Raw genomic sequence first — 23,788 nt, 5'->3', positions numbered from 1 at the left:
CTGTGAGGCCCTATGGTTGCGGCGCAGGGGGTATCGAAACAACGCGCGAACGTTGTGCGGGAAACCACACAATGAGGGATGGCGGAAAAGGCGGCGGCGGGGCCGTATTTTGGCTGCATGAACATGACACCCGCCCCCGACGACCTCGATCCCCGCAGGCAGGCTTTACTGCTGTACTTTCAGGGATACCGCATCGCCCGCATTGCTGAAATGCTGGGAGAGAAACCCGCAACCGTTCACAGCTGGAAAAAGCGCGACAGGTGGGGCGACTATGGCCCGCTGGATCAGATGCAGCTGACCACCGCCGCACGCTACTGCCAGCTCATCATGAAGGAGCAGAAGGAAGGGAAAGACTTCAAGGAAATCGACCTGCTGGCGCGGCAGTCTGAGCGTCACGCCCGGATCGGTAAATTCAGCAACGGCGGCAATGAAGCGGACCTCAATCCGAACGTGGAAAACCGCAACAAAGGCCCGCGTAAGCCACCTGAAAAGAACCTGTTCAGCGACGAGCAAATTGAGAAGCTGCAGGCCGTTTTCCACGGCTCGATGTTCGGCTATCAGCGCCAGTGGTGGGAAGCCGGAAATAAATATTCGGTCCGCAACCTGCTGAAGTCGCGCCAGATAGGGGCCACCTTCTTTTTTGCCCGCGAGGCGCTGATCGATGCGCTGACCACCGGGCGCAACCAGATTTTTCTTTCGGCCAGCAAGGCGCAGGCGCACGTTTTCAAACAGTACATCATCGAATTTGCCCGCGAGGTGAACGTAGACCTGAAGGGCGATCCGATGACGCTGAGTAACGGCGCGTGTCTGTATTTCCTGGGCACCAACGCCCGCACCGCGCAGAGCTATCACGGCAATCTGTACCTGGATGAATATTTCTGGATCCCGAAGTTTCAGGAACTGCAGAAAGTGGCGTCCGGCATGGCGCTGCACAAGAAATGGCGTGAAACCTACTTTTCCACGCCTTCCAGCCTCACGCACAGCGCCTATCCGTTCTGGTCCGGTTCACAGTTCAACAAGGGCCGGGCCAAAGCGGACCGGGTTGATATTGACCTCAGCCATCAGTCACTGGCCGCCGGTCGCCTCTGCGAAGACGGCCAGTTTCGCCAGATTGTCACGGTGGAAGATGCGGTGCGCGGCGGGTGTGACCTGTTTGACCTGGAGCAGCTGCGCACGCGCTACAGCCCGGAGGATTACCAGAACCTGCTGATGTGCGTCTTTATGGACGATCTGGCGTCGGTGTTCCAGCTGGCCATGCTGCAGAAGTGCATGGTGGACAGCTGGGAAGTCTGGACCGATTTTGAGGCGCTGGCGCTGCGCCCGTTCGGCTGGAAAGAAGTCTGGATCGGTTATGACCCGGCGAAGGGAACGCAGAACGGCGACAGCGCCGGATGTGTGGTCATGGCACCGCCTGCCGTGCCGGGCGGCAAGTTCCGCATCCTTGAGCGCCATCAGTGGCGCGGGATGGACTTCCGGGCACAGGCGGACGCCATCAGGACGCTGACGCAGCAGTATAACGTCACCTATATCGGCATCGACTCCACCGGCGTCGGGCTGGGCGTGTATGAGAACGTCAAAGCGTTTTTCCCGCAGGTGAAGGAGTTTGTTTATAACCCGAACGTGAAAAACGCCCTGGTGCTGAAGGCTTACGACACCATCGCCAGCGGGCGGCTGGAGTTTGACGCCAGCCACCTCGACATCGCGCAGTCCTTCATGTCTATCCGCAAGGCCACCACGGCCAGCGGCAACCGTCCGACCTATGAAACCAGCCGCAGCGAAGAAGTCAGCCACGGCGATTTAGCCTGGGCGACCATGCACGCGCTGGCAAACGAGCCGCTGCAGGGACAGGCGGCACACACACAGAACATTGTGGAGATTTATTAATGAGCAAACGCAGGAACCGCACCCGCACGCAGCCCGTGCCGCAGCCGGAAAACATGACCAGCGGGGCAGCGTCGGAGGCGTTTACCTTTGGCGACCCTATCCCGGTGCTGGACCGCCGCGAACTGCTGGACTACGTGGAATGCGTTATCAATGATCGCTGGTATGAACCGCCGGTAAGCGTTGACGGGCTGGCGCGCACGTTCCGCGCCGCCGTGCATCACAGCTCACCCATCAGCGTGAAGTGCAATATTCTGGCGAGTACCTTTGTCCCGCATCCGCTGCTGAGTCAGCAGGCGTTCAGCCGCTTTGCGCTGGATTACCTTATTTTTGGCAATGCCTACCTGGAGAAGCGGACCAGCCGCCTCGGTAACGTGCTGAAGCTGGAGCCGTCGCTGGCGAAGTTTACACGGCGCGGCCTCGACCTTGATACCTACTGGTATGGCACTATGGAATTAACACGGAGCCTTATGAGTTCGCGAAGGGCAGCGTGTTTCACCTGATGGAGCCGGACATCAATCAGGAAATTTACGGCCTGCCGGGCTACCTGTCGGCCATCCCGTCAGCGCTGCTGAACGAGTCGGCTACGCTGTTCCGCCGTAAGTATTACCTCAACGGCAGCCATGCGGGTTTCATCATGTACATGACCGACCCGGCGCAGAGTCAGCAGGACGTGGACAATATCCGCAGCGCCATGAAAAGCGCAAAGGGCCCTGGCAACTTCCGTAACCTGTTCATGTACAGCCCGAACGGGAAAAAGGACGGCATTCAGATCATTCCGCTGTCAGAGGTAGCGGCAAAGGATGAGTTTCTCAACATCAAGAATGTGAGCCGTGACGACATGCTGGCCGTGCATCGTGTTCCGCCGCAGCTGATGGGGATCATCCCGAACAACACAGGTGGATTCGGTGACGTTGAAAAGGCCAGCAAAGTGTTTGTGCGTAATGAACTAATACCTTTGCAGAAGCGATTCGAAGAACTGAATGAATGGCTTGATGAAGAAGTAATAAATTTCGAAACTTACACGCTTGAATAAAAGAATTACCGCCTCCCGGCGGTAATTTATTCTTCATTAGAGGCTTCTTCTTTTCTTGAAGTAGTCGATGAAGGTGGTTCCTTATTTTCTTTATGCCCCCTAATTAGCCCGAGCTTTTTAAGTGCTGCATCAACTGATTCATCACCTTTAGAAATATATTCTTTAAATTTAGGAGAAGATAGTATTTCCATCAAAGGTGATGATGGATGTGACTCCTCAACAAACCGCAAGGGTGGTTCTTCCAGCCTGGTTAATGCATTCCCAAATAGCCTTTGAGAAAAAGACTCATCAAGGTTGATCGCCTCCTTTTTATAGCCTTCATAAGCTTTGGAAACAGATGCTTTAAATTCATAATCCTCAGCAAGCCTAAATCTTTGCCCAATTTGTTTGGTCGCTAACCATGCAAACCATAATGGTGCCCCCACGCTAAGAAAAGAAAGGAATAACTGGATGAATAATTTGATTGAAGAAGCATCTGTTCCTGAAAGATAATGTTCAAGCACTTGTAGCCTAAAATATCCGACAACTGCACCAGTAGCTAAAGCTCCGGTTAGGCCAGCTACCCACCATCTTATACTGGCATTAAGCTTTTGAGCTTTGGCTTCGAAGGCTCCTGCCAAACCTTTAGTAGTTGTAGCTCTGAAAGCAGATTCACACTTTTCAATGTATGATTCCGCTTCTTCAGCATATGCTTGCATATAATGATTAATTGAATCCTTCATCTCATCAGTTAAGTCAAGTATTTTAGTTCTTTTTTCAGATAGCTCATCATACGCAGTTATCGATCTACTGTTGAGACTAGATATATTCTCACTTAGCGAAAATGAATTTCTATTTATCCCTTCTAAATCTTCGCTCAAAGACCTCAATGTCTTTAAAGTTGTTGGTAATTGCTCTGCGGCTTCATAAGCTTCGTTTATTATTGATATTTTATTTTCAATATCACCAGCCTTGGATTTTATTGCCTCTAAGTTTTCATCATACATGACGAGCCGATTGAGAATCGCTTTAGGCAATAATTCTCGATTTGCTAAGACCTCAAAAGAAAACAAATCATCAATTTCATTTTTTATAAAATATATTGTTAAGAGGTAAGATATAACGTGCTGGGCTGCGGTGGCAGGTTGACCGCTACTAATATTAGTAACATTAGATTTTGTTTTTTCAATTACCTCTAAGCATCCATCAATTCTGGCTATGTCATATTCGTCTGGTACATACTTTTTGAATTTTGAAACTTTATTTGCCAATTCTAAAGGTATATAAATCAGGTCTTGAACATGAAGCGCAGGGAACAAGGCAACATTCCAGCTCGAAATATCTTCATTAGGAAAAGTTAATGTTTCAAGGTAAGTATTGAGCTGTTCCAGCTTCTCTTTGAGTTCAACTAGCTTGGCATGCATAAAGGTACCAGGGGTTAGATGTATTGAGATTTATCCTAAAACTTATCTGAACTCTTTTCAAATTACTTTCACTCGAAGCGCGCGCTCGTAGCCCCGCCACGCCTGCCCGCTTTATGCAGTGGTTTTCATGCACCTGCATGACATAAGCAAAAGCCCGCCAATACTGGCGGGCCGGAGGGCTAACGATCTTTCTGGGATCATGCGGATTCATGCAGCATAGACATGCACTCATGCGCATGGAGTCAGAACAGTGAAAGGTTATTATTCAGGGATATGTATTTCACATCGGCCGGGACAGAATTTTTCACCGCCTGCAGATATAAAAGCCCCTGTGAAAGAGAGACAGGGGCCGGAATTTCAAGCCAGAAAACACCATCATAAGTCCGGCCTAACCAGAATCCGCCGCCGTTCTCTTTTGGCCTCTGAAAGAAGACCAATCCGCCAGGCGCATAATCAGTCAGGCTTTCGCCCCGATAAACTACCTGATAATTTGAATCGCTACCGGCCATCGCCTAACGCCTCGCAAAGCTCGTTGTTCAACCTTGCCAGCGCCAAAAATGAATTTTGACGCCAGCAACGTTATCAATGTTGGTATTGCCAGCTGTCGTCTTCCCATACTGCCTGCAAAATATCCATAACGTTCTTTTTATCATCGTCCTGCCTGACGCCGCTCAATGTAACGCCGTTGGCGCTTCCTTCCCGAATGCGGATAGTAGTATCAGGGTAAACTGGCAGAAAATTACGATAGAGTTCGGATTCAAGGGCCGAAAGAATATCCTGACTGATTTTTTGTTGTTTATTAATCATGATTTCAATACGCATTACGATCCCTTTGTTATTCAGCAGCGTAAAAAATTTCATCTTCAGGGACATTCTCACAGCCTGACTGCGCCAACTCTGCAATGATACTCATTGCTAACTTCATGTCGGACGGCTTGCAATTCGCTATAAGCGATACCTCTGCAATGAACTGAACGCAGGCCATCTTACGGTTTAATGGTGCCAAATCTTGAGTGTGCATTTACCCCTCCCTTTACCCTAAAGACTGTATAACCATACAGTAGTAGATGCGTTAAGAAATGTGAAATGTTTTTTCATTCAATCGGACCTAATCCTAAAAATGAAAAGTGCAATCTCGGTAAACCCAACCTGTTATTTTGATTAGATAAAGCCTTACCTGCATGTCAATGGCGGCACCTTAAATGCAGGTTTAGTCAGTTCAGACCCATTGACCCCACTTATCGTCTTCCTGCAGCCGTCCGTTCCGGTAGAAAAGGCGCATACCTGCACCAGAATCCAGACTTCCCCCTGACAGAAGCAGGTTTATTTCCCTTTCGCCCCCGGCAAAACCTCTTACCCGTAACTCTGCAACCAGAAGCGCACGCTGATCATCGTCAATTTCCTGCTTATAACTTTGCTTCTGGCGCGGCTTAACCACCCGGAGACGCGCCAGCAGATCCCGGCGCTGTTTTCTGGTCATATTGTCGAAGTCTGCCGGACCATACAGAGGCGCTTCGCCCGGCTCTACAGGTTCAACTGATACTGGATTGCCCCCTGAAATGTTCACTTTTTCATCAGGGGGACAGTTATTGCCACGAGTCCAAGGGGCGCGAGCGCCCTGGTCGGCTGTCGCCTCCTGAACGTCAACGACCTTACGAACCATTTTCCACTTCGTTGCGTGCGTGCAGATGCGGCCGGCCACTAACGGGGACCAGATGCCATAAATGCGGGTGCCGTGATCGCCGTAGGGGGTTGGCTCGTCGTTAAGCTCGTAGGCAGTTCTGACGATGTGATGCTTACGCGGAACCAGCACGCCGCCCTGTTTCATGATGTAGGTGGCAAAGCACCCCACATCTGCAGCGGCCAGCACGGCATCAAGTTGCGCGTTTTCAAGCACCGGCGCACCGGCCTTTTTATCGCTCTGATTTCTCAGCGCCTGACCGGCAAGCAGGCGCAGTTCCCGGTAAGCCTGGCGGCCCGGAATGCCAAAGAAGCGGAACTGCTGAACACGATGAAGTGACGCCCACGCGCCTACGTTCTCTGCACTGTCTCGCAGTGATTTGCCGGTTTCGGCGCTGATTTCATCTGACAGGCCGCGCCCGTCGATATTCTTGCTCACGTATTTAGCGATATAGCTGGTCGGTGAGCCTTTGCGCGGGTTGATCAGCTCAGACTTAAAGCGCGGCCCGGTATTGTTCCCAAGCTCTTCACGGTCTTCACGAATTGCAAATTTCCGCAGCAGCGCGGTGACTGAACGGCGCTCTTTTTTGCGCATGAAGCACAGCAGGTGCCAGTGTACGGTGCCATCATGATGCGGCTCAGCAACCCGCACGCCATACCAGCGCATCCCGGCTTTATGCATTGCCTTGCGGAAGGCAGCAAAGGTATCAACCAGATAATCACTGCTCTGGCGAACGGTGGCCGTGGTCCACTTTGGATTGGGCCTGCCGTTGTTAAGCGTTGCGTGAAAACGTGACGGGCAGGTAATGGTGTAAAACACGGCGCAGTCGCCGCGCATTTCCGCGATAAGCTCCAGCCCTTTAACGCAGGCCATCATTTCATTGCGGCGGTGTGCCGGATTGCTGTTACTGGCATTCACCACGTCTTCCATATCCAGCGTGTCGCCTTCATCGCTGACCAGCTCATGCGAACGGAAAAACTCCAGAGACTTCCGGCGCTGCTCACGCTTATGGATCACCGCTTCAAAGCTGACGTAGGGGGACGCTTTTTTGTTGACCAGGCAGACAGCGCGCAGCTGCTCTTCACGCCATTCACAACGCAGCTGCCATAACTTGCGATACCACCAGTCCGCGCAGAGCATACGAGCCAGCGATGGCGGGATCAGATCATAGGGTACGGGCTTGCGGCGGCGCTTTTTGCGGCGCAGGTGCTCAAAGGCCGGGGGAATTACGTCCAGACGCATCGCTTCCGCTGCGACAATCTCCCATGCCTGGCGGACTTGCTCCGGCGTCACGTCATCACTGACGAACAGATGGCCGCTGGCTTTATCAAGACACATGCTCATGTGCGCAGCGACCAGCGTAGATAAACGCTTGACCTGATTCTGGTTCATTTCAGGTAACGCCAGCAGGCCGTCCAGCCCGTCGTGACCGGCCATGAAACGGAATGAGGCTGAAATCTGGCTTTCGCGTACGCGGGCCAGCCTTTCAAGGCAGGGGCGGATGGTTTCGCGCAGGTAACGGGAATAAGCCTGCGGCCTGCCGAGATTGTGAAAAAACTTAACGCGCTCCATGAGTGGCTTACTGATGTGCGAAGGCTGAGCGCTGACATCGGCCACGATAACCAGATCGGGATTATGTTGCTGCTGTTCGCGGGCCATTTTTGCCCGGCTGACAATTCTGTCCTGCACAATTTCGCGCTGGACAGGATCGCGTGATTCATTGAAAAAGTAGCGGTCCCAGACCTGATCGCTCACTGCCTCACGGCGCAGCTGCTCCTGCTCATTATCCGCAGCATAGAGAGCGATCAGGTTTGAAAGCGCAGACACCGGCGCAACGTCCGCCGGGTCCAGCTGTGGATTGATTGCCTTTTTAGGGGCATTCCACGGATATGCTAAAGCCTCAGTCATTCCGCTTAACTTCATGACCAGCCTCACGAATCGCATACGCGATCATGTCTTTAGCAACGCGATATTTTACATTTGAACCGCAATAGACCCGGAAGTCTGGAATTTCTACGGGCCTTGCAGAGCAGGCCGGCACGCCGCGAGTTACCTGTAGCTCCTGAAGCTGTGCAAAGTACTGATCGGACTGACCAGAGACAAAAGCGAATTCCTCTTCCAGTTCACTGACTCGCGATTCTGCATCCAGTGCGCGCTTCTCAACAGATTCGAAAGCCTTGATAAGTCGCTTTAACGCCCACGCTTCATACATCTGAACAATTTCTTGCTCAGCAGATTGGCAATCAACCAAGTTTTCAACCAGTTCAGATGCCAGTTTTGTTAGCGTCTGATTATTATCGTGGCTCATGATGCAATCCTTTTCTGAAGTGATGCGGGGTTACGGGTAGCGATAATTTCCGCCGCCTGCTTCTTCTCACCTGCAGCAACCCCAACAGAGCGGGGGGCAGTAACTTTGGTCAGATCAAATTCTCTAAAAATGCTGCGTGTAAACAGGGTGTCGCTGTTTGAAATGATGACCGGGTTACGTTCAGAGATACCCAGCAGGATGCAGGCCAGCGAGTGTTGATCGTCGTCGCTGAAACCATCAGTGTGATAAGCGGTGAACGTACCGTGATACGGCGGATCGCAGTAAACGACATCACCTGCACGGACCATGCTCAGGGTTTCGCTGTAATCCAGACATTCAAACGTCGCGCGCTGAGCCTTTACGGCAAACGCTTCGATTTCAGCCAGCGGGAAATATGGCTCTTTATAATTGCCGTAGGGGATATTGAATTCGCCGCGCTTGTTATAGCGACAAAGGCCACGATAGCCATTGTGGTTCAGGTACAGGAAATGAGCGGCGCGCTCCAGCAGTGGCAGCCCCGCTTTGAAATTAAAATCTTCGCGAACCTGATAATAACTTTCCTCAGTCTGATTCTGAGTAAAGAGCGATAACGCCACGACAATAAACGGGCGCGTATGCTCTTTAACCTGACGATAAAGGTTAATCAGATCAGGATTAACATCCGCCACCAGATAGGCCGGATAATCCGTATTCATCATGACCGCGCAGGAACCGGCGAACGGCTCAACCAGACGATCACCTGCGGGCAGGTGCTTAATCAGCTCAGGCATCAGGCCGGACTTGCTGCCAGCCCATTTCAGGATGGTTTTCATAATGCCGCCCCTTTGTAATGCACGCTTTTCAGCTCACTGATTTCTTTGCAGGTCACGCAGAGGCAAACGCCGGGCAGTGCGCGGCGGCGCTGCTCCGGGATTTCTTCGCCGCACGAAAGACAGAAAAACTCACTCGCCCCTGCCGGGCGGTGAGTCGCGTTAGCCAGATTGCGCGCCAGTTCTTCCTGCACGCGCTGCTGTACCATGTCCATTGAATCAGCCATCAGTGCAGCTCCTGCGCCTGGTTCTCAAAGCGTTCTGCTTCTTTGTCCAGCAGCTCGATGATTTCCGCCGCTGACATTTCCTGCTGACGGGCATGAATTGCCAGTGCGGCCAGGCGGATAGAAACGGACAGCGCATCATCAGAACGCTGCTCAGTTTTGGCCTTGCTCAGCAGGGCATTAAGCGCGTCGTCATCAGCTTTAAAATTACGGGTCTGGATATTTCGCATTTCTCTTTCTCCTGAATTCGGGCAAAAAAATGCCCGGCGGGTTTACGCCATTTAATTTCTTTGGGTTAATTAATTAGGTAACGTCAGATTCTTTGGAAATAAACTCACGACTGCTTTTAAGTGATTCATTGCGCTAATCAGCGCCGTTTTTTCGTCACTCGTCAGTTCACTGAAATCAACGCCGTGACGTTCTTTGCTGATATTAGCCAGGAAGAAAATTGCGCTCAGTGCGCGGCCATTCTGTTCAGCCTGGTGATCGCGCTTATTACGCATGTCTGCGATAAAGCGGTTTAGTTCGTGGCTGCAATCGCCGAACATCATGGTGCGAAGTGCAGAAATATGATTAAGCGCACTGGCACGCTGCCCCGCGTTCATCTGAACAGTGATACTTTCAGCTTTGTAACCCATGATTCTTTCCTCTTACCCGTTAATCCTGCCAGCAGTTCGGCCTGTGAGATTGCCGGGTGCCAGCGCTTACTTGCTTTCGTTTCAATCCACCCATGCCCTGATGCTGCTAACTGCTGAGGTGGTGCCTGATTTTTTAAAAGCCTCACAAATACCGGCATAATTCACTTTTCCCCTTACTTATTTCTCTTACATTTTCACCACGAAAACGCTCACCATTTACCAGTGTAAAAAATCCACTTCCGTCGCCTGAAATAGACGGGTAATAAAGCGCGACATTTTCGGCATCTACTGACATTTCCTTTCCGCGATAGCGAAAGAAATAGGTAAATTCCTGACTCATAGCCCTAGCTCATGCCTATTGATGAACCGATTGCCCCTGCAATATCCACAGTTGACGCGATGGTAGGGTTTGAATGAATACGCGCCTGTACAGCGAGAGCCGCCAGCATCATGCAACGAATGCCGGTATTAGCTGCTTCTACAATCCCGCGGCGGCAGGAGGTCGTAATGCTGGCGTGATTTGCAGCACTGGCAGCAAGCGTTCCAACCTGCGCGGAGGCGTTGAGAACGTAAGCAGAAAACTTTTCTGCGGCATGTTCATTCACTGGCACGCATGGCAGACAGTGCAACTGCGCCAGCATCCCATCCATCAGCGTCGCGTCTTCGGTCAGATCAGTAAGCAGCAGCACTTCTGTAACAGTCAGTTGATGCACCTGATCAGGGTTCAGTTTGTTACGAAGCGTCTGCACTTTCATGCCAGCTTGCTGCGCCAGTTCCCGCATGTTGTGAGTCAGCGCAAACTTGCGGCAGGCGTCTTCATAATGGTTATGGGTGGAAGTCTTAAAATCAAACATGGTCATTCCTTTGCTCAACTTAAATAATTAAGTTATTACGCAGCGACATAGCGGCAATTGATACCCTGAGCGAGCAAACGCGCGCGGAAGGCAACCATGTTGATGCGTGCTGCGCCACCCGCTTTTTTACGCGGCATAACAAGCAGATCACCGTCTTCAACCATCTGTTTAACGGTACGAAGGCAGTAGCCATAGGCTTGCGCAAACTGCTCGTATGTCATCAGATCCGGCCCGGTCGGTATTGTAATTTGAGGACTCATAAGTGATTATCTCCAGTTGGTAGTGTCTCTGGTGCATTGGCGTGCATTTGTTAACTTGATACGGATAATACTGGTCAATTGATCTGTTGTAAACGGGTCAATTGATTTTTCGAGGGGCTTTATGAGCGGCTTGTTTGAAAATGTACGTGAGATTCTGGCAAGAATCCTTATTTCTTATGGTGTTAGAACACAGCAGGCTTATGCCGAGCTAAAAAAAATGCCCGTAGGGACTGTTCATAACTGGATTAAACGCGGCAAGCTCCCCGGCGATTACATAGTGATGTGTGCCTTAGATACAGGTGCAGATGTAAGATGGCTCATAAATGGTGATGATGCAAAAGTAGAACGCAAGGTTAGTACTAGCCATTCGATTACTGGTGAACGGCTGCTAGAAGCCATGCAATCATCAGGTGGAAAGGTCATTCTAAAAAGGCTTATGGATGCATATGGTTTCACTATGCAGAAGCAATTAGGAGAGCACTTGGGCATACCGTCGGGCACCATGAGTGCCTGGCTTAGAAGAGAACATTTTCCCGGCGAAGTAGTCATTGCCTGCGCCCTTGATACCGGCGTGTCACTATATTGGTTAGCGACAGGTTACGGCTCAATGTATCCAGAGGACTCCCCTCTGGCGGGTTCTGAGGACGGCACCACCAAAGTTAATAAGTATTTTCTAACTAATGGTCAATTAGTTGAAAATGGGTATTGGCGCGGAGATTCTTCATTACTTTTAGAAGATGCTAATAATCAAATTATGGTAGATAAAGGGGGGGATATTTTTTGTTTAAATACTTCCGCTCAGACGTTAAGTAATGGTACATGGCTTATTAGCATAGACGGAATTCAAGACATTTATGATGTTGTCCGGCTTCCCGGTAATAAGCTAAAAGTGTCTAGTGAGTCTGCAACTTTTGAATGCCAAGTATCAGACGTAACACCGAAAGGTAAAGCAGAATTTGTCATCAAAAAGATCAGATAGACTGATAAATTTTTTTAAGCTGTCAGTGCGCTTATGAATAAAGTTTAAACCTTTGGGTTGAATAACATGGCAATCAAGAAATTACCGTCAGGCGAATGGCTTGCTGACTTTTATCTGGATGGCCGAGGTAGCCGCCGTATACGCAAATCCTTTGAAACAAAAGGTGAGGCAGTAGCTTTTGAGGATTACACTCGGGCGCAGGCAGAAAGTAAGCCGTGGATAAAGGAAAAGGAGGACCGTAGAAAACTCAGCGAATTGATCAAACTTTGGGACTCTTTGCACGGGCAGTCACTCAAGGCCGTCAAATCTCGGAAGGCTAAATTGGATATCGTGTGCGCCGGATTAGGAGACCCGATAGCTTCTCAACTCACGGCAAAGGATTGGGCGCATTATCGTGATCGTCGCCTTAAGGGCGAGATTTCTAACGGTTATCACGATGACCAATCAAAATGGAAAGTAAAGCCTATTACGGTTAATAGAGAACAAAACTATCTTGCGGCTGTGTTCAATGAGTTGAAGCGGTTAGGGGAATGGTCTCTACCAAACCCACTGGAAGGTGTCAGGACGTTCCGGGAAGATGAAAAAGAAATGTCCTGGCTTACCTTAAAGCAGATTACTGAACTTCTTAATGGTTGTGAGCTTTACGGAAAGCCAGACCTAAAGATGATATGCAAAGTTTGTCTGGCTACTGGTGCGCGCTGGACTGAGGCAGAAACATTGACCCGTTCGCAGCTGTCACCTAACAAGTTGTCGTTCTTTAAAACTAAAGGTGGGAAAAACCGAACTGTTCCGATCCCGCAGTGGCTTTATGATGAACTGAAGGAACGGCAAGGCAGGATGTTTAAACCATGCTATCAGGACTTCAAGAAGATGCTCGCTACCACGACAATCCAGCTTATAGAAGGCCAAAAAACCCACGTATTGCGTCACACGTTTGCCAGCCACTTTATGATGAATGGGGGAAATATTCTGGTGTTACAAAGAATCCTCGGTCATGCGAACATACGTGAAACCATGAAATATGCCCACTTTGCCCCTGACCATTTAGAGGAAGCCGCTGCCCTTAATCCTCTTGCCATTTTGATGTCTACAGAATGACTACTCAGCATGTACGTGCTTGCCTTTGGTTGCACCAGATATAGGCTTAACTTACTGTTTAACAAACAAAAAGCTTATGAATCAATAGTGTCTTGAAAAAGCGTCTTAACTAAGGTATCGCTAACGCGACATCTAAAAGTTAATAGCAAACAAGGGGTTGGCATCTGCCAGCCCCTTTTTTTTTCCTGATGGCAGCCAGCTGACAGAAGCTAACCGGCAGCCGGCCGCTGAAAATGATAAATCGCAGTATTAACCGGCCCTTTCTCTAATACGATCAGGCCATAGCGACAGCCAATGAACTGACCACCGCACTTCTCAGCCACGCTCCGACTGGCCAGGTTATCCTCTGCTGCCAGAATCTCAATCACCCGGGTCTGTGGGCGTGAAAACCCCAGCGGCAGCAAAGCGGCCACCGCGCGGCTGGCGATTCCCTGACGCTGTGCATCACTGCGAACCCAGTAACCAATTGCGCTGGTGTCACCCGGATGACGGGCAAAGCGTATTCCTGCGCCCCCCAGCAGCTGGTCATGCTGATCAACGATTGCAAACTCTTCCGCCTCCTCCCTCATCCGTTGCCAGTGAGTAAAGCGGATCCAGCTTTCTGCTTCGTGAGGCTGATAATCGTGATGCGCCCAGACCATCCAGGGGATCAGGCTGTCCAGTGAGTCATTCACCGCAGCAGTAAACGCGGAAACGTCGTTAAGCTCAAAAGGTCGCAGATAGATGTTAAGTGGGGAGGCGTGCATGATGGACTCAGCATTAAAATAAACATTATGTTCATTTTGCCTGCAGCAGGCAGAAACGCAATAAAGCTAATCGTAAACTTAACTTTACGATTACCGGAAATTATTGTAGTGCGGTTATTTTTTATAATATTGATATTTATGGTTTTTATTAAGGCGTTGTTTGTTACTTTTGATCTGTGGTAATAAATGTGTACATATAATATTGCGCTATGTATTGCCTGTGATACAGTATTTATATTCCTCGATGAGGAGCCCCAATTAGCTAATACGAGCCAAAGGATCGCTATCATGCAAAAAGACGCGCTGAACAATGTGCATATCGCCGGTGAACAGGTACTCATCACGCCTGAAGAGCTGAAAGCGAAGTTTCCACTGACCGCTGAACAGCAGGATCAGGTTGCGGCGTCCCGCCAGACCATCTCTGACATTATTGCCGGCCGCGACCCGCGTCTGCTGGTGGTGTGCGGACCCTGCTCAATTCACGATACCGAAGTGGCACTGGACTATGCTCGTCGTCTGCAAACCCTTTCTGAAGAGCTGAAAGATCAGCTTTTTATCGTGATGCGCGTCTATTTTGAAAAACCTCGTACCACCGTCGGCTGGAAAGGGCTGATCAACGATCCTTTCATGGATAACTCGTTTGATATGGAAGCGGGTCTGCACATTGCGCGCCAGCTGCTGGTGAACCTGGTTGAAATGGGTTTGCCTCTGGCCACTGAAGCGCTGGATCCTAATAGCCCGCAATATCTGGGCGACCTGTTCAGCTGGTCTGCCATTGGTGCACGTACTACTGAATCTCAGACGCACCGTGAAATGGCCTCGGGCCTGTCGATGCCGGTAGGCTTTAAAAATGGCACCGATGGTAGTCTGGGAACGGCAATCAACGCCATGCGTGCTGCCGCAATGCCGCACCGTTTTGTCGGGATCAATCAGGCTGGTCAGGTCTGCCTGCTGCAGACGCAGGGCAATCCGGATGGTCACGTGATCCTGCGTGGTGGCAAAGCGCCGAACTACGGTCCTGAAGATGTCGCGCAGTGTGAAAAAGAGATGCTCAAGGCGGGACTGCGTCCAGCCTTAATGATAGATTGCAGCCATGGTAATTCGAACAAAGACTACAGCCGTCAGCCTGGCGTAGCGGAATCCGCTATTGCGCAGATCAAAGACGGGAACCGTTCTATCATTGGTCTGATGCTGGAAAGCCATATCAATGAAGGTAACCAGTCTTCTGAGCAGCCACGCAGCGAAATGAAGTATGGCGTTTCCGTAACCGATGCATGCATCAACTGGGAAGTGACCGAAACGTTGCTGCGTGAAATGCATCAGGATCTGCAGGGAGTGCTGTCGGCGCGTCTGTCACAAGAGGTGTAAGAGCAATGGTGGCTGAACTGACCGCGTTACGCGATCAAATTGACAGTGTTGATAAAGCGCTGCTGGATCTGCTGGCTAAGCGACTGGAACTGGTGGCCGAAGTAGGAGAAGTGAAGAGCCGTTACGGCCTGCCTATCTATGTGCCTGAGCGTGAAGCGTCGATGCTGGCTTCGCGTCGCAAAGAGGCCGAAGCGCTCGGCGTACCACCGGATCTGATTGAGGATGTGCTGCGTCGCGTAATGCGGGAATCCTATACCAGCGAGAATGACAAAGGCTTTAAAACCCTTTGTCCTGAACTGCGTCCGGTGGTCATCGTCGGTGGTAAGGGCCAGATGGGCCGGCTGTTTGAAAAAATGCTCGGGCTATCTGGCTATACGGTTAAAACGCTGGATAAAGAGGACTGGCCACAGGCTGGGGCACTGCTTAGCGATGCCGGCATGGTGATCATTAGCGTGCCGATTCATCTGACCGAGCAGGTCATTGCTCAGCTGCCGCCACTGCCTGAAGATTGTATCCTGGTCGATCTGGCGTCAGTGAAAAACCGGCCTCTGCAGGCGATGCTGGCCGCTCATAACGGCCCGGTACTGGGTCTGCATCCGATGTTTGGCCCGGACAGCGGCAGCCTGGCAAAACAGGTGGTGGTCTGGTGTGATGGAAGACAACCGGAAGCGTATCAGTGGTTCCTGGAGCAGATTCAGGTCTGGGGTGCGCGTCTGCATCGTATCAGCGCTGTTGAGCATGACCAGAACATGGCATTCATACAGGCGCTGCGTCACTTTGCGACCTTTGCGTATGGTCTGCATTTAGCCGAAGAGAACGTCAATCTGGATCAGCTGCTGGCGCTCTCGTCACCCATTTACCGGCTTGAACTGGCGATGGTGGGGCGGTTGTTCGCGCAGGATCCGCAACTCTATGCGGATATCATCATGTCTTCAGAGAGTAATCTGGCGCTGATAAAACGCTATTACCAGCGGTTTGGTGAAGCGATTGCGCTGCTGGAGCAGGGCGACAAGCAGGCATTTATCACCAGCTTTAACCGGGTTGAACAGTGGTTTGGCGATCACGCAAAACGCTTCCTGGTCGAAAGCCGAAGTCTGCTGCGTTCGGCCAATGACAGCCGCCCATAAATAACAGCCATCCATCTATGAAAAAGGCATCCAGCTGGATGCCTTTTTTTATTCTTTTTATTCGCCAGGGTCAGCGGGCACCACATTTTCGCTGGGGTAGCAGCCCAGTACCTTCAGAGAGCGGGTCATGGTCTGTAATTCCTGAAGCGCCTGCTGCATCCGCTCCGATTGCAGGTTGCCCTGCACATCAATGTAAAACATCTCTTCCCACGGATTGCCATTAATCGGGCGGGACTCCAGCTTGCTCATAATCAGATTGTGCTGACGCAGAACCAGCAGCGCATCAACCAACGCACCCGCCTGCTGGCCGGTTGCCATAATCAGCGTGGTTTTCGCTGGCACCTGATCTGAAACCTCGATGGCTTTGCGGGCCAGCACGATAAAGCGGGTATGGTTCTGCTGCTGATTCGCCAGATTACGCTCCAGCACCTGCAGCTGATAGAGCTCGCCACCGGCTTCACTGCCCAGCGCCGCCACCTTAGGTGAGTTGAGCGCAGCCACTTTCTCCATCGCTGCCGCGGTACTCTCGGTATATTCGATCTTCCAGTGCGGGAAACGGTTAATGAACTGACTGCACTGCTGGAAGGGCTGAGGATGGCTGTACACCGTCTCAATCTGCTGCAGATCGGTAGAACCATTCACCAGCACGCAGTGGTCGATAGGTAAGGTCAGCTCGCCCACAATAGAGAGACTGGTCTGTTGCAGCAGATCGTAGACATCGTTGATCGAACCCGAACTGGTGTTCTCAATCGGCATCACGGCGTAATCAGCCACGCCATTTTCGACCTGCTTAATGATGTCGTGAAACTTCAGGCAGCCACACTCCACCATGCTATCGAAATGACGTGACGCGTAGTTGCGTGCGGCAAGGTGCGAGTAAGAGCCTTTCGGACCCAGGAAAGCGATGCGGGCGGCATGTGCATGGGGATGATTGAGGTTTTTCTGCAGCAATGCCTGCTGCGTCAGTACGGAATCTTCGATGACCAGCTGGAACAGGCGGGTGATGTAGTGCGCATCCAGTTTATGCGCTTTACCCAGCACAATCAGATTCTCCAGCAGCGCGCGTTCGCGCTCCACATCGCGAATCGGGCGATGCGTTGCCAGTTTCGCTTGTGCGACTTCCACTGCCAGCAGACGACGCTCGGCCAGCAGCGTCAGAAGTTTTTTATCCACTGCGCTGATCTTATCGCGTAGTGCCAGCAATGGATTGTCGGGATTCATAGGGCTCACCTGTATGCTATCCAATAAAAAAGCCTCCCGGTTGGGAGGCTTCGTTGTTCGTCTTCGCTTTCATTTTCACACGACGAATAGCCTCCCGTTCAGGGGAAGGTAAAAAAGAAAGCGAAGAAAAACAGATCAGGTTTCATGTGAACGTCCGAAAAAAGAGTGACCTGAGAGTAACCGTACTGCTTAAAAGCTGTCAATAAAAAACGCGCCCGGAGGCGCGTTATGAAAATCAGGACTCTTCGTCGGCGGGGATAATGTCTTTTACGCTGGCACTGGCGCGGCGCGCTTCAGACTTATGCTGAACTTTATTCAGCTGACGTTCGAGCTTCGCGATTAAATCGTTGATCGCGGTATACATATCATCATGCTTGGCGCTGGCCACCAGAGTCCCGTTAGGTGTGTTAATAGTGGCGTCAGCCACGAATTCTTTGGGCTCTTTGGAGAGGACAATATGTGGATTAATCAGGTCGGTTTGCCATTTTTCGAGCTTGGCGAGACGGTCTTCAACATGGCTTCGGATTGCCGGAGTGATGTCCATTTGTTTACTGGTAATGTTCAGAACCATCTTTCTTACCTCTCTGTCATTTCCGTCTTGGTCTTTTCAGCATAGCGCGAAAAAGCGTTGAATGTGAGATTTCGGTCACGAAAAAATGTCACTTTTTGTCAGTCACAACATTCTGTGAGAAAGGCAGAGAAACTGGCCGAAATGGCTTGAAGCGAAACGATTAACACGGCATGCTTGATGAGTTAGCTCGCTGGCAGCAGATCCACTTATGACTGTTCTTTGAGCAAAAAAAAGCAGCCATCACAGGCTGCTTTTTTTTATGGCTGAAAAGCTACCGGGCTATCAGCTGTTGTTCGCTGCAATGATTTTCGCCACTTTGTCTGCTTCAGCGTTCAGTTGCAGATTGCGGTAAGCATTTTCCATCAGCGGCAGTGCATCGTGTGTTGCCTGAGTATCCGGATAATCGCGCATCATACCTTCGACACGGTTAACAACCGCGACATACGCCTCGCGCTTAGTATAGAATTGCGCCACTGACAGCTCATATTTCGCCAGGCGGTCTTTCAGATAGACCAGACGTTTCTGAGCATCAGCCGCATACTGGCTGTTCGGGTAACTGCGCAGCAGTTGTGAGAAGTCGCGGAAGGCATCACGAGCGTGCGTCGGATCGCGGTCAGAACGATCAATACCAAAGAAGCCCTGCAGTGCTGAGTCATCCAGCGCCATATCCGTCAGACCTTTCATATAGATGACATAGTCAATGTTCGGATGTGTGGGGTTAAGACGCATAAAGCGGGCAATGGCAGCCTGTGCCAGGGGCAGATCGGCATTTTTATAGTACGCGTAGATTAAATCCAGCTGCACCTGCTGCGAATAAGGACCGAACGGATAACGATTATCCAGCGCTTCCAGTTGCTTAATCGCAGCTTTAAAGTTACCGTCCTGCAGCTTTTGCTGCGCTGTAGCATAGATTTCAGAAGGCGGGCTGTCCGGTACCGCGTCATTTGAGCCGGAACAACCAACAAGTGCCAGGCTCAGTGTGGCAGCAGCCACCAGATGTTTCATACGCGTCATGACGAAGTGATTATCCTCAAATGTTATGGCGGAAGCTGTCCGTATAGCTCCCGGTAATGACCAGGTACGATAGCACATTATATTAAACGGCATCGCCGTGAAAACCCAACGTTAACGAAGAAGCTGTATATGGCACAACAAGTTCAACTCACCGCAACGGTATCCGAATCACAACTCGGACAACGCTTAGATCAGACTTTGGCGGAATTGTTCCCTGATTATTCACGTTCCCGCATAAAAGAGTGGATCCTCGACCGTCGCGTGACAGTAAACGGCGTCATGGTCGATACACCTAAAGAAAAAGTGCTGGGCGGCGAGCTGGTCGCGATTGACGCTGAGATCGAAGAGGCACAGCGCTGGGAACCGCAAAATCTGCCACTCGACATCGTTTATGAAGATGAGGACATCATCGTCATCAACAAACCACGCGACTTTGTGGTTCACCCTGGCGCCGGTAACCCGGATGGTACGGTACTCAACGCCTTACTGCATCACTATCCAGCGATTATGGATGTGCCGCGTGCGGGCATCGTACACCGCCTGGATAAAGACACCACCGGTTTAATGGTGGTTGCGAAAACTGTACCGGCTCAGACGCATCTGGTGGACTCGCTGCAACGTCGCGAAATCACCCGTGAATATGAAGCGGTTGCGATTGGTAATATGACGGCGGGCGGTACTGTTGAGCAGCCTATCAGCCGTCACTCAACCAAACGCACCCACATGGCGGTTCACCCGATGGGTAAGCCGGCGGTGACGCATTACCGCATCATGGAGCACTTCCGCGCGCATACCCGTCTTCGCCTGCGTCTGGAAACCGGTCGTACTCACCAGATCCGTGTGCATATGTCTCACATCAGCCATCCGCTGGTAGGCGATCCGCTTTATGGTGGCCGTCCGCGTCCGCCAAAAGGCGCATCAGAGGCATTTATCACTACGCTGCGCGGTTTCGATCGTCAGGCACTGCACGCCACCATGCTGCGTCTGTATCATCCTATCAGCGGGATTGAAATGGAATTCCATGCGGCGCTTCCACAGGATATGGTTGATCTGATCGCGGCGTTAAAAGCAGACACCGAAGAATTCAAAGACCAGATGAACTGGTGATGAATCTGATTACGCCTCAATGGCCTGCTCCGTCACGCGTTCGGGCCTGCTCGACGCAGCGACAGGGCGGCATCAGTACATCGCCCTGGGATGCACTGAATCTCGGCGGGCACGTGGGGGATAATCCGGATACGGTAACGCGTAACCGGCAGTTGCTGATGGAAGAGGCGGGCTTGCCTGCGATGCCGCAGTGGCTGGATCAGGTTCATGGCACTGAAGTTGTGCGTCTGGCTGCAGGAGCAAGTACGCCATTGCGTGCCGATGCCTGTATCACCGATCAGCCTGGCGTCGTCTGCGCCATCATGACCGCTGACTGCCTCCCGGTCCTGTTCTGTTCGCAGGATGGGACGGAAGTGGCGGCGGCACATGCAGGCTGGCGCGGACTTTGTGCGAGTGTACTGGAAAATACGCTGGCGCAGTTTCGTTCGCCATCGGATCAGATCCATGCCTGGCTGGGTCCGGCAATCGGGCCGGATGCATTTGAAGTTGGTGCAGAAGTACGTGAGGCCTTTATGGCTCAGGATCCTCGCGCCGTGCAGGCTTTCCGTCCTTCAGGCGGCAAATTTTACGCTGATATCTGGCTGCTGGCGCGTATGCGACTGCAGGCAGCGGGCGTGAAATCAATCAGTGCCGACAGCCGTTGTACCTTCACCCAGCGCGACGATTTCTTTTCCTTCCGTCGCGATGGGATCACCGGGCGTATGGCAACTTTGATCTGGCTGTTATAACCTTACGCCATAAGACGGTCCAGTTAGCGTGTTTTTTACTCAAATCTCAGGTCATTAACCTTGAAAATTTGAGGGATGACCTCATTTAATCTCCAGTAGCATTTTGACCTGTAATGGGAGGAATTATGCGTCTGGATCGTCTTACTAACAAATTTCAGCTGGCTCTCGCCGACGCGCAGTCCCTGGCTCTGGGACACGACAACCAATTCATTGAACCTCTGCACCTGATGAGCGCGTTGCTCAAACAGGAAGGCGGATCGGTTTCACCTTTACTGACTTCTGCGGGTGTCAACGTTACGCCTTTTCGCGCTCACATTGAGGAGGCCATCGATCGCCTGCCACAAGTTGAAGGCAGCGAAGGGGATGTACAACCCTCATCTGACCTCGTACGGGTATTAAACCTGTGCGACAAGCTGGCGCAGAAGCGCAATGATAACTTCATTTCATCCGAATTATTTGTTCTGGCCGCCCTTGAATCACGTGGTGCACTGGCCGATCTGCTTAAAGCCGCGGGCGCAACGCGCGAAAAAATCACCAGTGCGATTGAACAGATGCGGGGAGGAGACAACGTGAACGATCAGGGGGCTGAAGATCAGCGCCAGGCATTAAAAAAATACACCATTGACCTGACCGAGCGAGCCGAGAAGGGCAAACTCGATCCGGTGATTGGTCGTGATGAAGAGATTCGTCGCACTATCCAGGTTCTGCAGCGCCGAACCAAAAATAACCCGGTGCTGATTGGTGAGCCTGGCGTGGGTAAAACCGCGATTGTTGAAGGGCTGGCGCAGCGCATCATTAACGGTGAAGTCCCTGAAGGCCTGAAAGGCCGCCGGGTACTGGCGCTGGATATGGGGGCGCTGGTGGCCGGGGCGAAATATCGTGGTGAATTCGAAGAGCGTCTGAAAGGCGTACTGAGTGACCTGTCGAAACAGGAAGGCAACGTCATTCTGTTTATAGACGAGCTGCACACCATGGTGGGAGCCGGTAAAGCGGACGGTGCGATGGATGCCGGTAACATGCTCAAGCCAGCGCTGGCGCGTGGTGAACTGCACTGCGTAGGTGCCACTACGCTTGATGAGTATCGCCAGTACATTGAAAAAGATGCCGCGCTGGAGCGTCGTTTCCAGAAAGTCTTTGTGGCTGAGCCGACTGTGGAAGATACCATCGCCATTCTGCGTGGTCTGAAAGAGCGTTATGAGCTGCATCACCATGTGCAGATCACTGACCCGGCGATTGTCGCAGCAGCAACGCTTTCTCATCGTTACATTGCGGACCGCCAGCTGCCGGACAAAGCGATTGACCTGATCGATGAGGCAGCTTCCAGCATTCGTATGCAGATGGACTCGAAGCCGGAGTCACTGGATCGCCTTGAGCGCCGTATTATTCAGCTGAAGCTGGAGCAGCAGGCGCTGAAGAAAGAGGCGGATGATGCCAGTATCAAACGTCTGGAGATGCTGGAAACTGAGCTGAACCAGAAAGAGCGCGAATACGCCGAGCTGGAAGATGAGTGGAAGACTGAAAAAGCCTCGCTGTCCGGCACGCAGAATATTAAAGCTGAACTTGAGCAGGCGCGTCTGAACTTAGAGCAGGCTCGTCGTCAGGGCGATCTCGCGCAGATGTCAGAACTGCAGTACGGTAAAATTCCTGAACTGGAAAAACAGCTGGCCGCAGCGACTCAGGCGGAAGGCAAAACCATGAAGTTACTGCGCAACAGGGTAACCGATGTGGAGATTGCCGATGTGCTGGCGCGCTGGACCGGGATTCCGGTGGCGCGAATGATGGAAGGTGAGCGCGATAAGTTACTGCGCATGGAGCAGGATCTTCATGGCCGGGTCATCGGACAGGATGAAGCGGTTGAAGCAGTATCAAATGCGATTCGCCGTAGTCGTGCTGGCCTGTCAGATCCTAACCGGCCTATTGGTTCCTTCCTGTTCCTGGGCCCTACCGGGGTAGGTAAGACCGAACTGTGTAAGTCGCTGGCTAACTTCCTGTTCGACAGTGACGATGCGATGGTTCGTATCGACATGTCCGAATTTATGGAAAAACATTCAGTGTCGCGGCTGGTGGGCGCACCTCCGGGTTATGTCGGCTATGAAGAGGGCGGTTATCTGACCGAAGCTGTACGTCGTCGTCCTTATTCGGTAATCCTGCTGGATGAAGTCGAGAAGGCGCATCCTGATGTCTTCAACATTCTGCTGCAGGTGCTGGATGATGGGCGTCTGACGGATGGGCAGGGTCGTACGGTCGATTTCCGTAACAGCGTGGTGATCATGACCTCTAACCTGGGATCGGATTTAATCCAGGAACGGTTCGGCAATCTCAGCTATCCGGAAATGAAAGATATTGTTATGGGTGTGGTCGGACAGCATTTCCGTCCGGAATTCGTCAACCGTATCGATGAGGTGGTGGTGTTCCATCCGCTGGCTGAGAAACACATTGCTTCTATTGCGCAGATTCAGCTGCAGCGGTTGTACAAACGTCTGGATGAACGTGGCTATCAGCTGCACATCTCCGATGATGCGATCAAACTGCTGGCGGAGAACGGGTATGACCCGGTCTATGGTGCGCGTCCGCTGAAACGGGCGATACAGCAGCAGATTGAGAACCCGCTGGCTCAGCAGATCCTTGCAGGTTCGCTGGTGCCGGGTAAAACCATCGAAATGGATGTTGTAAACGACGTCATAACTGCACATCAGTAAGGGTGCGAGTTGAAAAACGGGCCTCTGGCCCGTTTT

At 51.6% G+C, this 23,788-nt stretch carries 27 protein-coding genes, 1 pseudogene and 1 other annotated feature; of the genes and pseudogenes, 9 read left to right on the top strand and 19 right to left on the bottom strand.

Annotated elements, in window-relative coordinates; genetic code table 11:
* Positions 1 to 117: 117 nt before the first annotated feature.
* Positions 118 to 1,884, top strand: coding sequence for a terminase ATPase subunit family protein (locus NIM72_RS07935; protein ID WP_253422059.1), 1,767 nt, complete (start codon positions 118 to 120; stop codon positions 1,882 to 1,884).
* Positions 1,884 to 2,917, top strand: a pseudogene (locus NIM72_RS07930) (phage portal protein). Before NIM72_RS07935 ends, NIM72_RS07930 begins: the two are co-directional and overlap by 1 nt.
* Positions 2,918 to 2,943: 26 nt before the next feature.
* On the opposite strand, the gene NIM72_RS07925 reads toward NIM72_RS07930, so the two are convergent.
* From NIM72_RS07925 to NIM72_RS07860, 14 genes are all read right to left on the bottom strand, one after another.
* Entirely contained in the window at positions 2,944 to 4,320 is a 1,377-nt protein-coding gene (locus NIM72_RS07925; protein ID WP_253419759.1) for a hypothetical protein, read from the bottom strand.
* 242 nt (positions 4,321 to 4,562) lie between these two features.
* Positions 4,563 to 4,829, bottom strand: a complete 267-nt coding sequence (locus NIM72_RS07920; protein ID WP_253419756.1) for a hypothetical protein — start codon at positions 4,827 to 4,829, stop codon at positions 4,563 to 4,565.
* 73 nt (positions 4,830 to 4,902) lie between these two features.
* Positions 4,903 to 5,142, bottom strand: coding sequence for a DinI-like family protein (locus tag NIM72_RS07915; RefSeq protein ID WP_253419753.1), 240 nt, complete (start codon positions 5,140 to 5,142; stop codon positions 4,903 to 4,905).
* Between the two features lie 13 nt (positions 5,143 to 5,155).
* Positions 5,156 to 5,341 (bottom strand): hypothetical protein, encoded by a 186-nt coding sequence (locus NIM72_RS07910; RefSeq protein WP_253419750.1) that lies wholly within the window; start codon positions 5,339 to 5,341, stop codon positions 5,156 to 5,158.
* A gap of 198 nt (positions 5,342 to 5,539) precedes the next feature.
* Entirely contained in the window at positions 5,540 to 7,909 is a 2,370-nt protein-coding gene (locus NIM72_RS07905) for a replication endonuclease (protein WP_253419747.1), read from the bottom strand.
* Positions 7,902 to 8,309, bottom strand: coding sequence for a hypothetical protein (locus NIM72_RS07900; protein ID WP_253419744.1), 408 nt, complete (start codon positions 8,307 to 8,309; stop codon positions 7,902 to 7,904). The genes NIM72_RS07905 and NIM72_RS07900 overlap by 8 nt, the downstream gene beginning before the upstream one ends.
* Entirely contained in the window at positions 8,306 to 9,121 is an 816-nt protein-coding gene (locus NIM72_RS07895) for a DNA adenine methylase (protein WP_253419742.1), read from the bottom strand. Before NIM72_RS07895 ends, NIM72_RS07900 begins: the two co-directional genes overlap by 4 nt.
* Positions 9,118 to 9,345 carry a TraR/DksA family transcriptional regulator gene (locus NIM72_RS07890; protein WP_253419739.1) on the bottom strand — a complete coding sequence of 76 codons (228 nt, stop codon included), beginning with the start codon at positions 9,343 to 9,345 and terminating at the stop codon, positions 9,118 to 9,120. The genes NIM72_RS07895 and NIM72_RS07890 overlap by 4 nt, the downstream gene beginning before the upstream one ends.
* On the bottom strand, positions 9,345 to 9,572 hold the full coding sequence (locus NIM72_RS07885) for a DUF2732 family protein (RefSeq protein WP_061902056.1): 228 nt from the start codon (positions 9,570 to 9,572) through the stop codon (positions 9,345 to 9,347). Before NIM72_RS07885 ends, NIM72_RS07890 begins: the two co-directional genes overlap by 1 nt.
* Positions 9,573 to 9,641: 69 nt before the next feature.
* Positions 9,642 to 9,980 carry a DUF5347 family protein gene (locus NIM72_RS07880; protein ID WP_253419736.1) on the bottom strand — a complete coding sequence of 113 codons (339 nt, stop codon included), beginning with the start codon at positions 9,978 to 9,980 and terminating at the stop codon, positions 9,642 to 9,644.
* On the bottom strand, positions 9,944 to 10,138 hold the full coding sequence (locus tag NIM72_RS07875) for a phage filamentation protein Fil family protein (RefSeq protein ID WP_253419733.1): 195 nt from the start codon (positions 10,136 to 10,138) through the stop codon (positions 9,944 to 9,946). Before NIM72_RS07875 ends, NIM72_RS07880 begins: the two co-directional genes overlap by 37 nt.
* Positions 10,123 to 10,320 carry a hypothetical protein gene (locus NIM72_RS07870; protein WP_072044059.1) on the bottom strand — a complete coding sequence of 66 codons (198 nt, stop codon included), beginning with the start codon at positions 10,318 to 10,320 and terminating at the stop codon, positions 10,123 to 10,125. Before NIM72_RS07870 ends, NIM72_RS07875 begins: the two co-directional genes overlap by 16 nt.
* 4 nt (positions 10,321 to 10,324) lie before the next feature.
* Positions 10,325 to 10,834 carry a phage regulatory CII family protein gene (locus tag NIM72_RS07865; protein WP_045139710.1) on the bottom strand — a complete coding sequence of 170 codons (510 nt, stop codon included), beginning with the start codon at positions 10,832 to 10,834 and terminating at the stop codon, positions 10,325 to 10,327.
* A gap of 35 nt (positions 10,835 to 10,869) precedes the next feature.
* Entirely contained in the window at positions 10,870 to 11,094 is a 225-nt protein-coding gene (locus NIM72_RS07860) for a hypothetical protein (protein WP_033786601.1), read from the bottom strand.
* A 121-nt stretch (positions 11,095 to 11,215) separates the two neighbouring features.
* On the opposite strand from NIM72_RS07860, the gene NIM72_RS07855 reads away from it, so the two are divergent.
* Together NIM72_RS07855 and NIM72_RS07850 are read left to right on the top strand one after the other, a co-directional pair.
* Positions 11,216 to 12,073, top strand: a complete 858-nt coding sequence (locus NIM72_RS07855; protein WP_253419730.1) for a helix-turn-helix domain-containing protein — start codon at positions 11,216 to 11,218, stop codon at positions 12,071 to 12,073.
* Between the two features lie 66 nt (positions 12,074 to 12,139).
* The gene (locus NIM72_RS07850) at positions 12,140 to 13,171 is read left to right on the top strand and encodes a tyrosine-type recombinase/integrase (RefSeq protein WP_161736784.1); all 1,032 of its coding nucleotides are present in this window, start codon (positions 12,140 to 12,142) and stop codon (positions 13,169 to 13,171) included.
* A 209-nt stretch (positions 13,172 to 13,380) separates the two neighbouring features.
* On the opposite strand, the gene NIM72_RS07845 is transcribed toward NIM72_RS07850, so the two are convergent.
* Positions 13,381 to 13,917, bottom strand: coding sequence for a GNAT family N-acetyltransferase (locus tag NIM72_RS07845; RefSeq protein ID WP_161736783.1), 537 nt, complete (start codon positions 13,915 to 13,917; stop codon positions 13,381 to 13,383).
* A gap of 288 nt (positions 13,918 to 14,205) precedes the next feature.
* Here NIM72_RS07845 and NIM72_RS07840 point away from each other — a divergent pair, with 288 nt between their 5' ends.
* Together NIM72_RS07840 and tyrA are read left to right on the top strand one after the other, a co-directional pair.
* Positions 14,206 to 15,285 carry a 3-deoxy-7-phosphoheptulonate synthase gene (locus NIM72_RS07840; RefSeq protein ID WP_161736782.1) on the top strand — a complete coding sequence of 360 codons (1,080 nt, stop codon included), beginning with the start codon at positions 14,206 to 14,208 and terminating at the stop codon, positions 15,283 to 15,285.
* A 5-nt stretch (positions 15,286 to 15,290) separates the two neighbouring features.
* The gene (gene tyrA, locus NIM72_RS07835; protein ID WP_161736781.1) at positions 15,291 to 16,412 is read left to right on the top strand and encodes a bifunctional chorismate mutase/prephenate dehydrogenase; all 1,122 of its coding nucleotides are present in this window, start codon (positions 15,291 to 15,293) and stop codon (positions 16,410 to 16,412) included.
* Between the two features lie 57 nt (positions 16,413 to 16,469).
* On the opposite strand, the gene pheA is transcribed toward tyrA, so the two are convergent.
* The 4 genes from pheA to bamD form a co-directional block, all read right to left on the bottom strand.
* Positions 16,470 to 17,633 carry a bifunctional chorismate mutase/prephenate dehydratase gene (gene pheA / locus NIM72_RS07830; RefSeq protein WP_253419727.1) on the bottom strand — a complete coding sequence of 388 codons (1,164 nt, stop codon included), beginning with the start codon at positions 17,631 to 17,633 and terminating at the stop codon, positions 16,470 to 16,472.
* Between the two features lie 22 nt (positions 17,634 to 17,655).
* Positions 17,656 to 17,780 (bottom strand) — a sequence feature (Phe leader region).
* On the bottom strand, positions 17,732 to 17,779 hold the full coding sequence (gene pheL / locus NIM72_RS07825) for a pheA operon leader peptide PheL (protein WP_193555295.1): 48 nt from the start codon (positions 17,777 to 17,779) through the stop codon (positions 17,732 to 17,734). It overlaps the preceding feature by 48 nt.
* Positions 17,781 to 17,868: 88 nt before the next feature.
* Positions 17,869 to 18,204, bottom strand: coding sequence for a ribosome-associated translation inhibitor RaiA (gene raiA / locus NIM72_RS07820; RefSeq protein WP_161736779.1), 336 nt, complete (start codon positions 18,202 to 18,204; stop codon positions 17,869 to 17,871).
* A 282-nt stretch (positions 18,205 to 18,486) separates the two neighbouring features.
* Positions 18,487 to 19,218 (bottom strand): outer membrane protein assembly factor BamD, encoded by a 732-nt coding sequence (gene bamD, locus NIM72_RS07815; protein ID WP_009086788.1) that lies wholly within the window; start codon positions 19,216 to 19,218, stop codon positions 18,487 to 18,489.
* A gap of 129 nt (positions 19,219 to 19,347) precedes the next feature.
* Between bamD and rluD the strand changes: the two genes are divergently transcribed.
* The 3 genes from rluD (at position 19,348) to clpB (ending at position 23,752) form a co-directional block, all read left to right on the top strand.
* A complete protein-coding gene (gene rluD / locus NIM72_RS07810) occupies positions 19,348 to 20,325 on the top strand; it encodes a 23S rRNA pseudouridine(1911/1915/1917) synthase RluD (protein WP_013358810.1) in 978 nt (325 codons plus the stop codon).
* The gene (gene yfiH, locus NIM72_RS07805) at positions 20,325 to 21,053 is read left to right on the top strand and encodes a purine nucleoside phosphorylase YfiH (RefSeq protein WP_253419724.1); all 729 of its coding nucleotides are present in this window, start codon (positions 20,325 to 20,327) and stop codon (positions 21,051 to 21,053) included. The genes rluD and yfiH overlap by 1 nt, the downstream gene beginning before the upstream one ends.
* Positions 21,054 to 21,166: 113 nt before the next feature.
* Positions 21,167 to 23,752, top strand: coding sequence for an ATP-dependent chaperone ClpB (gene clpB, locus NIM72_RS07800; RefSeq protein WP_202605109.1), 2,586 nt, complete (start codon positions 21,167 to 21,169; stop codon positions 23,750 to 23,752).
* The last annotated feature ends 36 nt before the right edge of the window (positions 23,753 to 23,788 follow it).

The organism is Pantoea sp. B550 (assembly GCF_024158165.1).
Classification (GTDB): domain Bacteria; phylum Pseudomonadota; class Gammaproteobacteria; order Enterobacterales; family Enterobacteriaceae; genus Pantoea; species Pantoea alfalfae.
The sequence above is the reverse complement of the archived record's forward strand: the minus strand, read 5'-3'. Positions and strand labels throughout refer to the sequence as shown.

Excerpts from the sequence above, each read along its gene's own strand:
- pheA (WP_253419727.1), bottom strand. The coding sequence starts at position 17,633 with ATGAATCCCGACAATCCATTGCTGGCACTACGCGATAAGATCAGCGCA.
- NIM72_RS07885 (WP_061902056.1), bottom strand. The coding sequence starts at position 9,572 with ATGCGAAATATCCAGACCCGTAATTTTAAAGCTGATGACGACGCGCTT.
- bamD (WP_009086788.1), bottom strand. The coding sequence starts at position 19,218 with ATGACGCGTATGAAACATCTGGTGGCTGCTGCCACACTGAGCCTGGCA.
- NIM72_RS07865 (WP_045139710.1), bottom strand. The coding sequence starts at position 10,834 with ATGTTTGATTTTAAGACTTCCACCCATAACCATTATGAAGACGCCTGC.
- NIM72_RS07870 (WP_072044059.1), bottom strand. The coding sequence starts at position 10,320 with ATGAGTCAGGAATTTACCTATTTCTTTCGCTATCGCGGAAAGGAAATG.
- NIM72_RS07915 (WP_253419753.1), bottom strand. The coding sequence starts at position 5,142 with ATGCGTATTGAAATCATGATTAATAAACAACAAAAAATCAGTCAGGAT.
- NIM72_RS07890 (WP_253419739.1), bottom strand. The coding sequence starts at position 9,345 with ATGGCTGATTCAATGGACATGGTACAGCAGCGCGTGCAGGAAGAACTG.
- NIM72_RS07900 (WP_253419744.1), bottom strand. The coding sequence starts at position 8,309 with ATGAGCCACGATAATAATCAGACGCTAACAAAACTGGCATCTGAACTG.
- NIM72_RS07840 (WP_161736782.1), top strand. The coding sequence starts at position 14,206 with ATGCAAAAAGACGCGCTGAACAATGTGCATATCGCCGGTGAACAGGTA.
- NIM72_RS07880 (WP_253419736.1), bottom strand. The coding sequence starts at position 9,980 with ATGGGTTACAAAGCTGAAAGTATCACTGTTCAGATGAACGCGGGGCAG.
- rluD (WP_013358810.1), top strand. The coding sequence starts at position 19,348 with ATGGCACAACAAGTTCAACTCACCGCAACGGTATCCGAATCACAACTC.
- NIM72_RS07875 (WP_253419733.1), bottom strand. The coding sequence starts at position 10,138 with ATGCCGGTATTTGTGAGGCTTTTAAAAAATCAGGCACCACCTCAGCAG.
- NIM72_RS07855 (WP_253419730.1), top strand. The coding sequence starts at position 11,216 with ATGAGCGGCTTGTTTGAAAATGTACGTGAGATTCTGGCAAGAATCCTT.
- raiA (WP_161736779.1), bottom strand. The coding sequence starts at position 18,204 with ATGGTTCTGAACATTACCAGTAAACAAATGGACATCACTCCGGCAATC.
- NIM72_RS07920 (WP_253419756.1), bottom strand. The coding sequence starts at position 4,829 with ATGGCCGGTAGCGATTCAAATTATCAGGTAGTTTATCGGGGCGAAAGC.
- NIM72_RS07845 (WP_161736783.1), bottom strand. The coding sequence starts at position 13,917 with ATGCACGCCTCCCCACTTAACATCTATCTGCGACCTTTTGAGCTTAAC.
- NIM72_RS07925 (WP_253419759.1), bottom strand. The coding sequence starts at position 4,320 with ATGCATGCCAAGCTAGTTGAACTCAAAGAGAAGCTGGAACAGCTCAAT.
- tyrA (WP_161736781.1), top strand. The coding sequence starts at position 15,291 with ATGGTGGCTGAACTGACCGCGTTACGCGATCAAATTGACAGTGTTGAT.
- NIM72_RS07910 (WP_253419750.1), bottom strand. The coding sequence starts at position 5,341 with ATGCACACTCAAGATTTGGCACCATTAAACCGTAAGATGGCCTGCGTT.
- NIM72_RS07935 (WP_253422059.1), top strand. The coding sequence starts at position 118 with ATGAACATGACACCCGCCCCCGACGACCTCGATCCCCGCAGGCAGGCT.
- NIM72_RS07895 (WP_253419742.1), bottom strand. The coding sequence starts at position 9,121 with ATGAAAACCATCCTGAAATGGGCTGGCAGCAAGTCCGGCCTGATGCCT.
- NIM72_RS07850 (WP_161736784.1), top strand. The coding sequence starts at position 12,140 with ATGGCAATCAAGAAATTACCGTCAGGCGAATGGCTTGCTGACTTTTAT.
- NIM72_RS07905 (WP_253419747.1), bottom strand. The coding sequence starts at position 7,909 with ATGACTGAGGCTTTAGCATATCCGTGGAATGCCCCTAAAAAGGCAATC.
- yfiH (WP_253419724.1), top strand. The coding sequence starts at position 20,325 with ATGAATCTGATTACGCCTCAATGGCCTGCTCCGTCACGCGTTCGGGCC.
- NIM72_RS07860 (WP_033786601.1), bottom strand. The coding sequence starts at position 11,094 with ATGAGTCCTCAAATTACAATACCGACCGGGCCGGATCTGATGACATAC.
- clpB (WP_202605109.1), top strand. The coding sequence starts at position 21,167 with ATGGGAGGAATTATGCGTCTGGATCGTCTTACTAACAAATTTCAGCTG.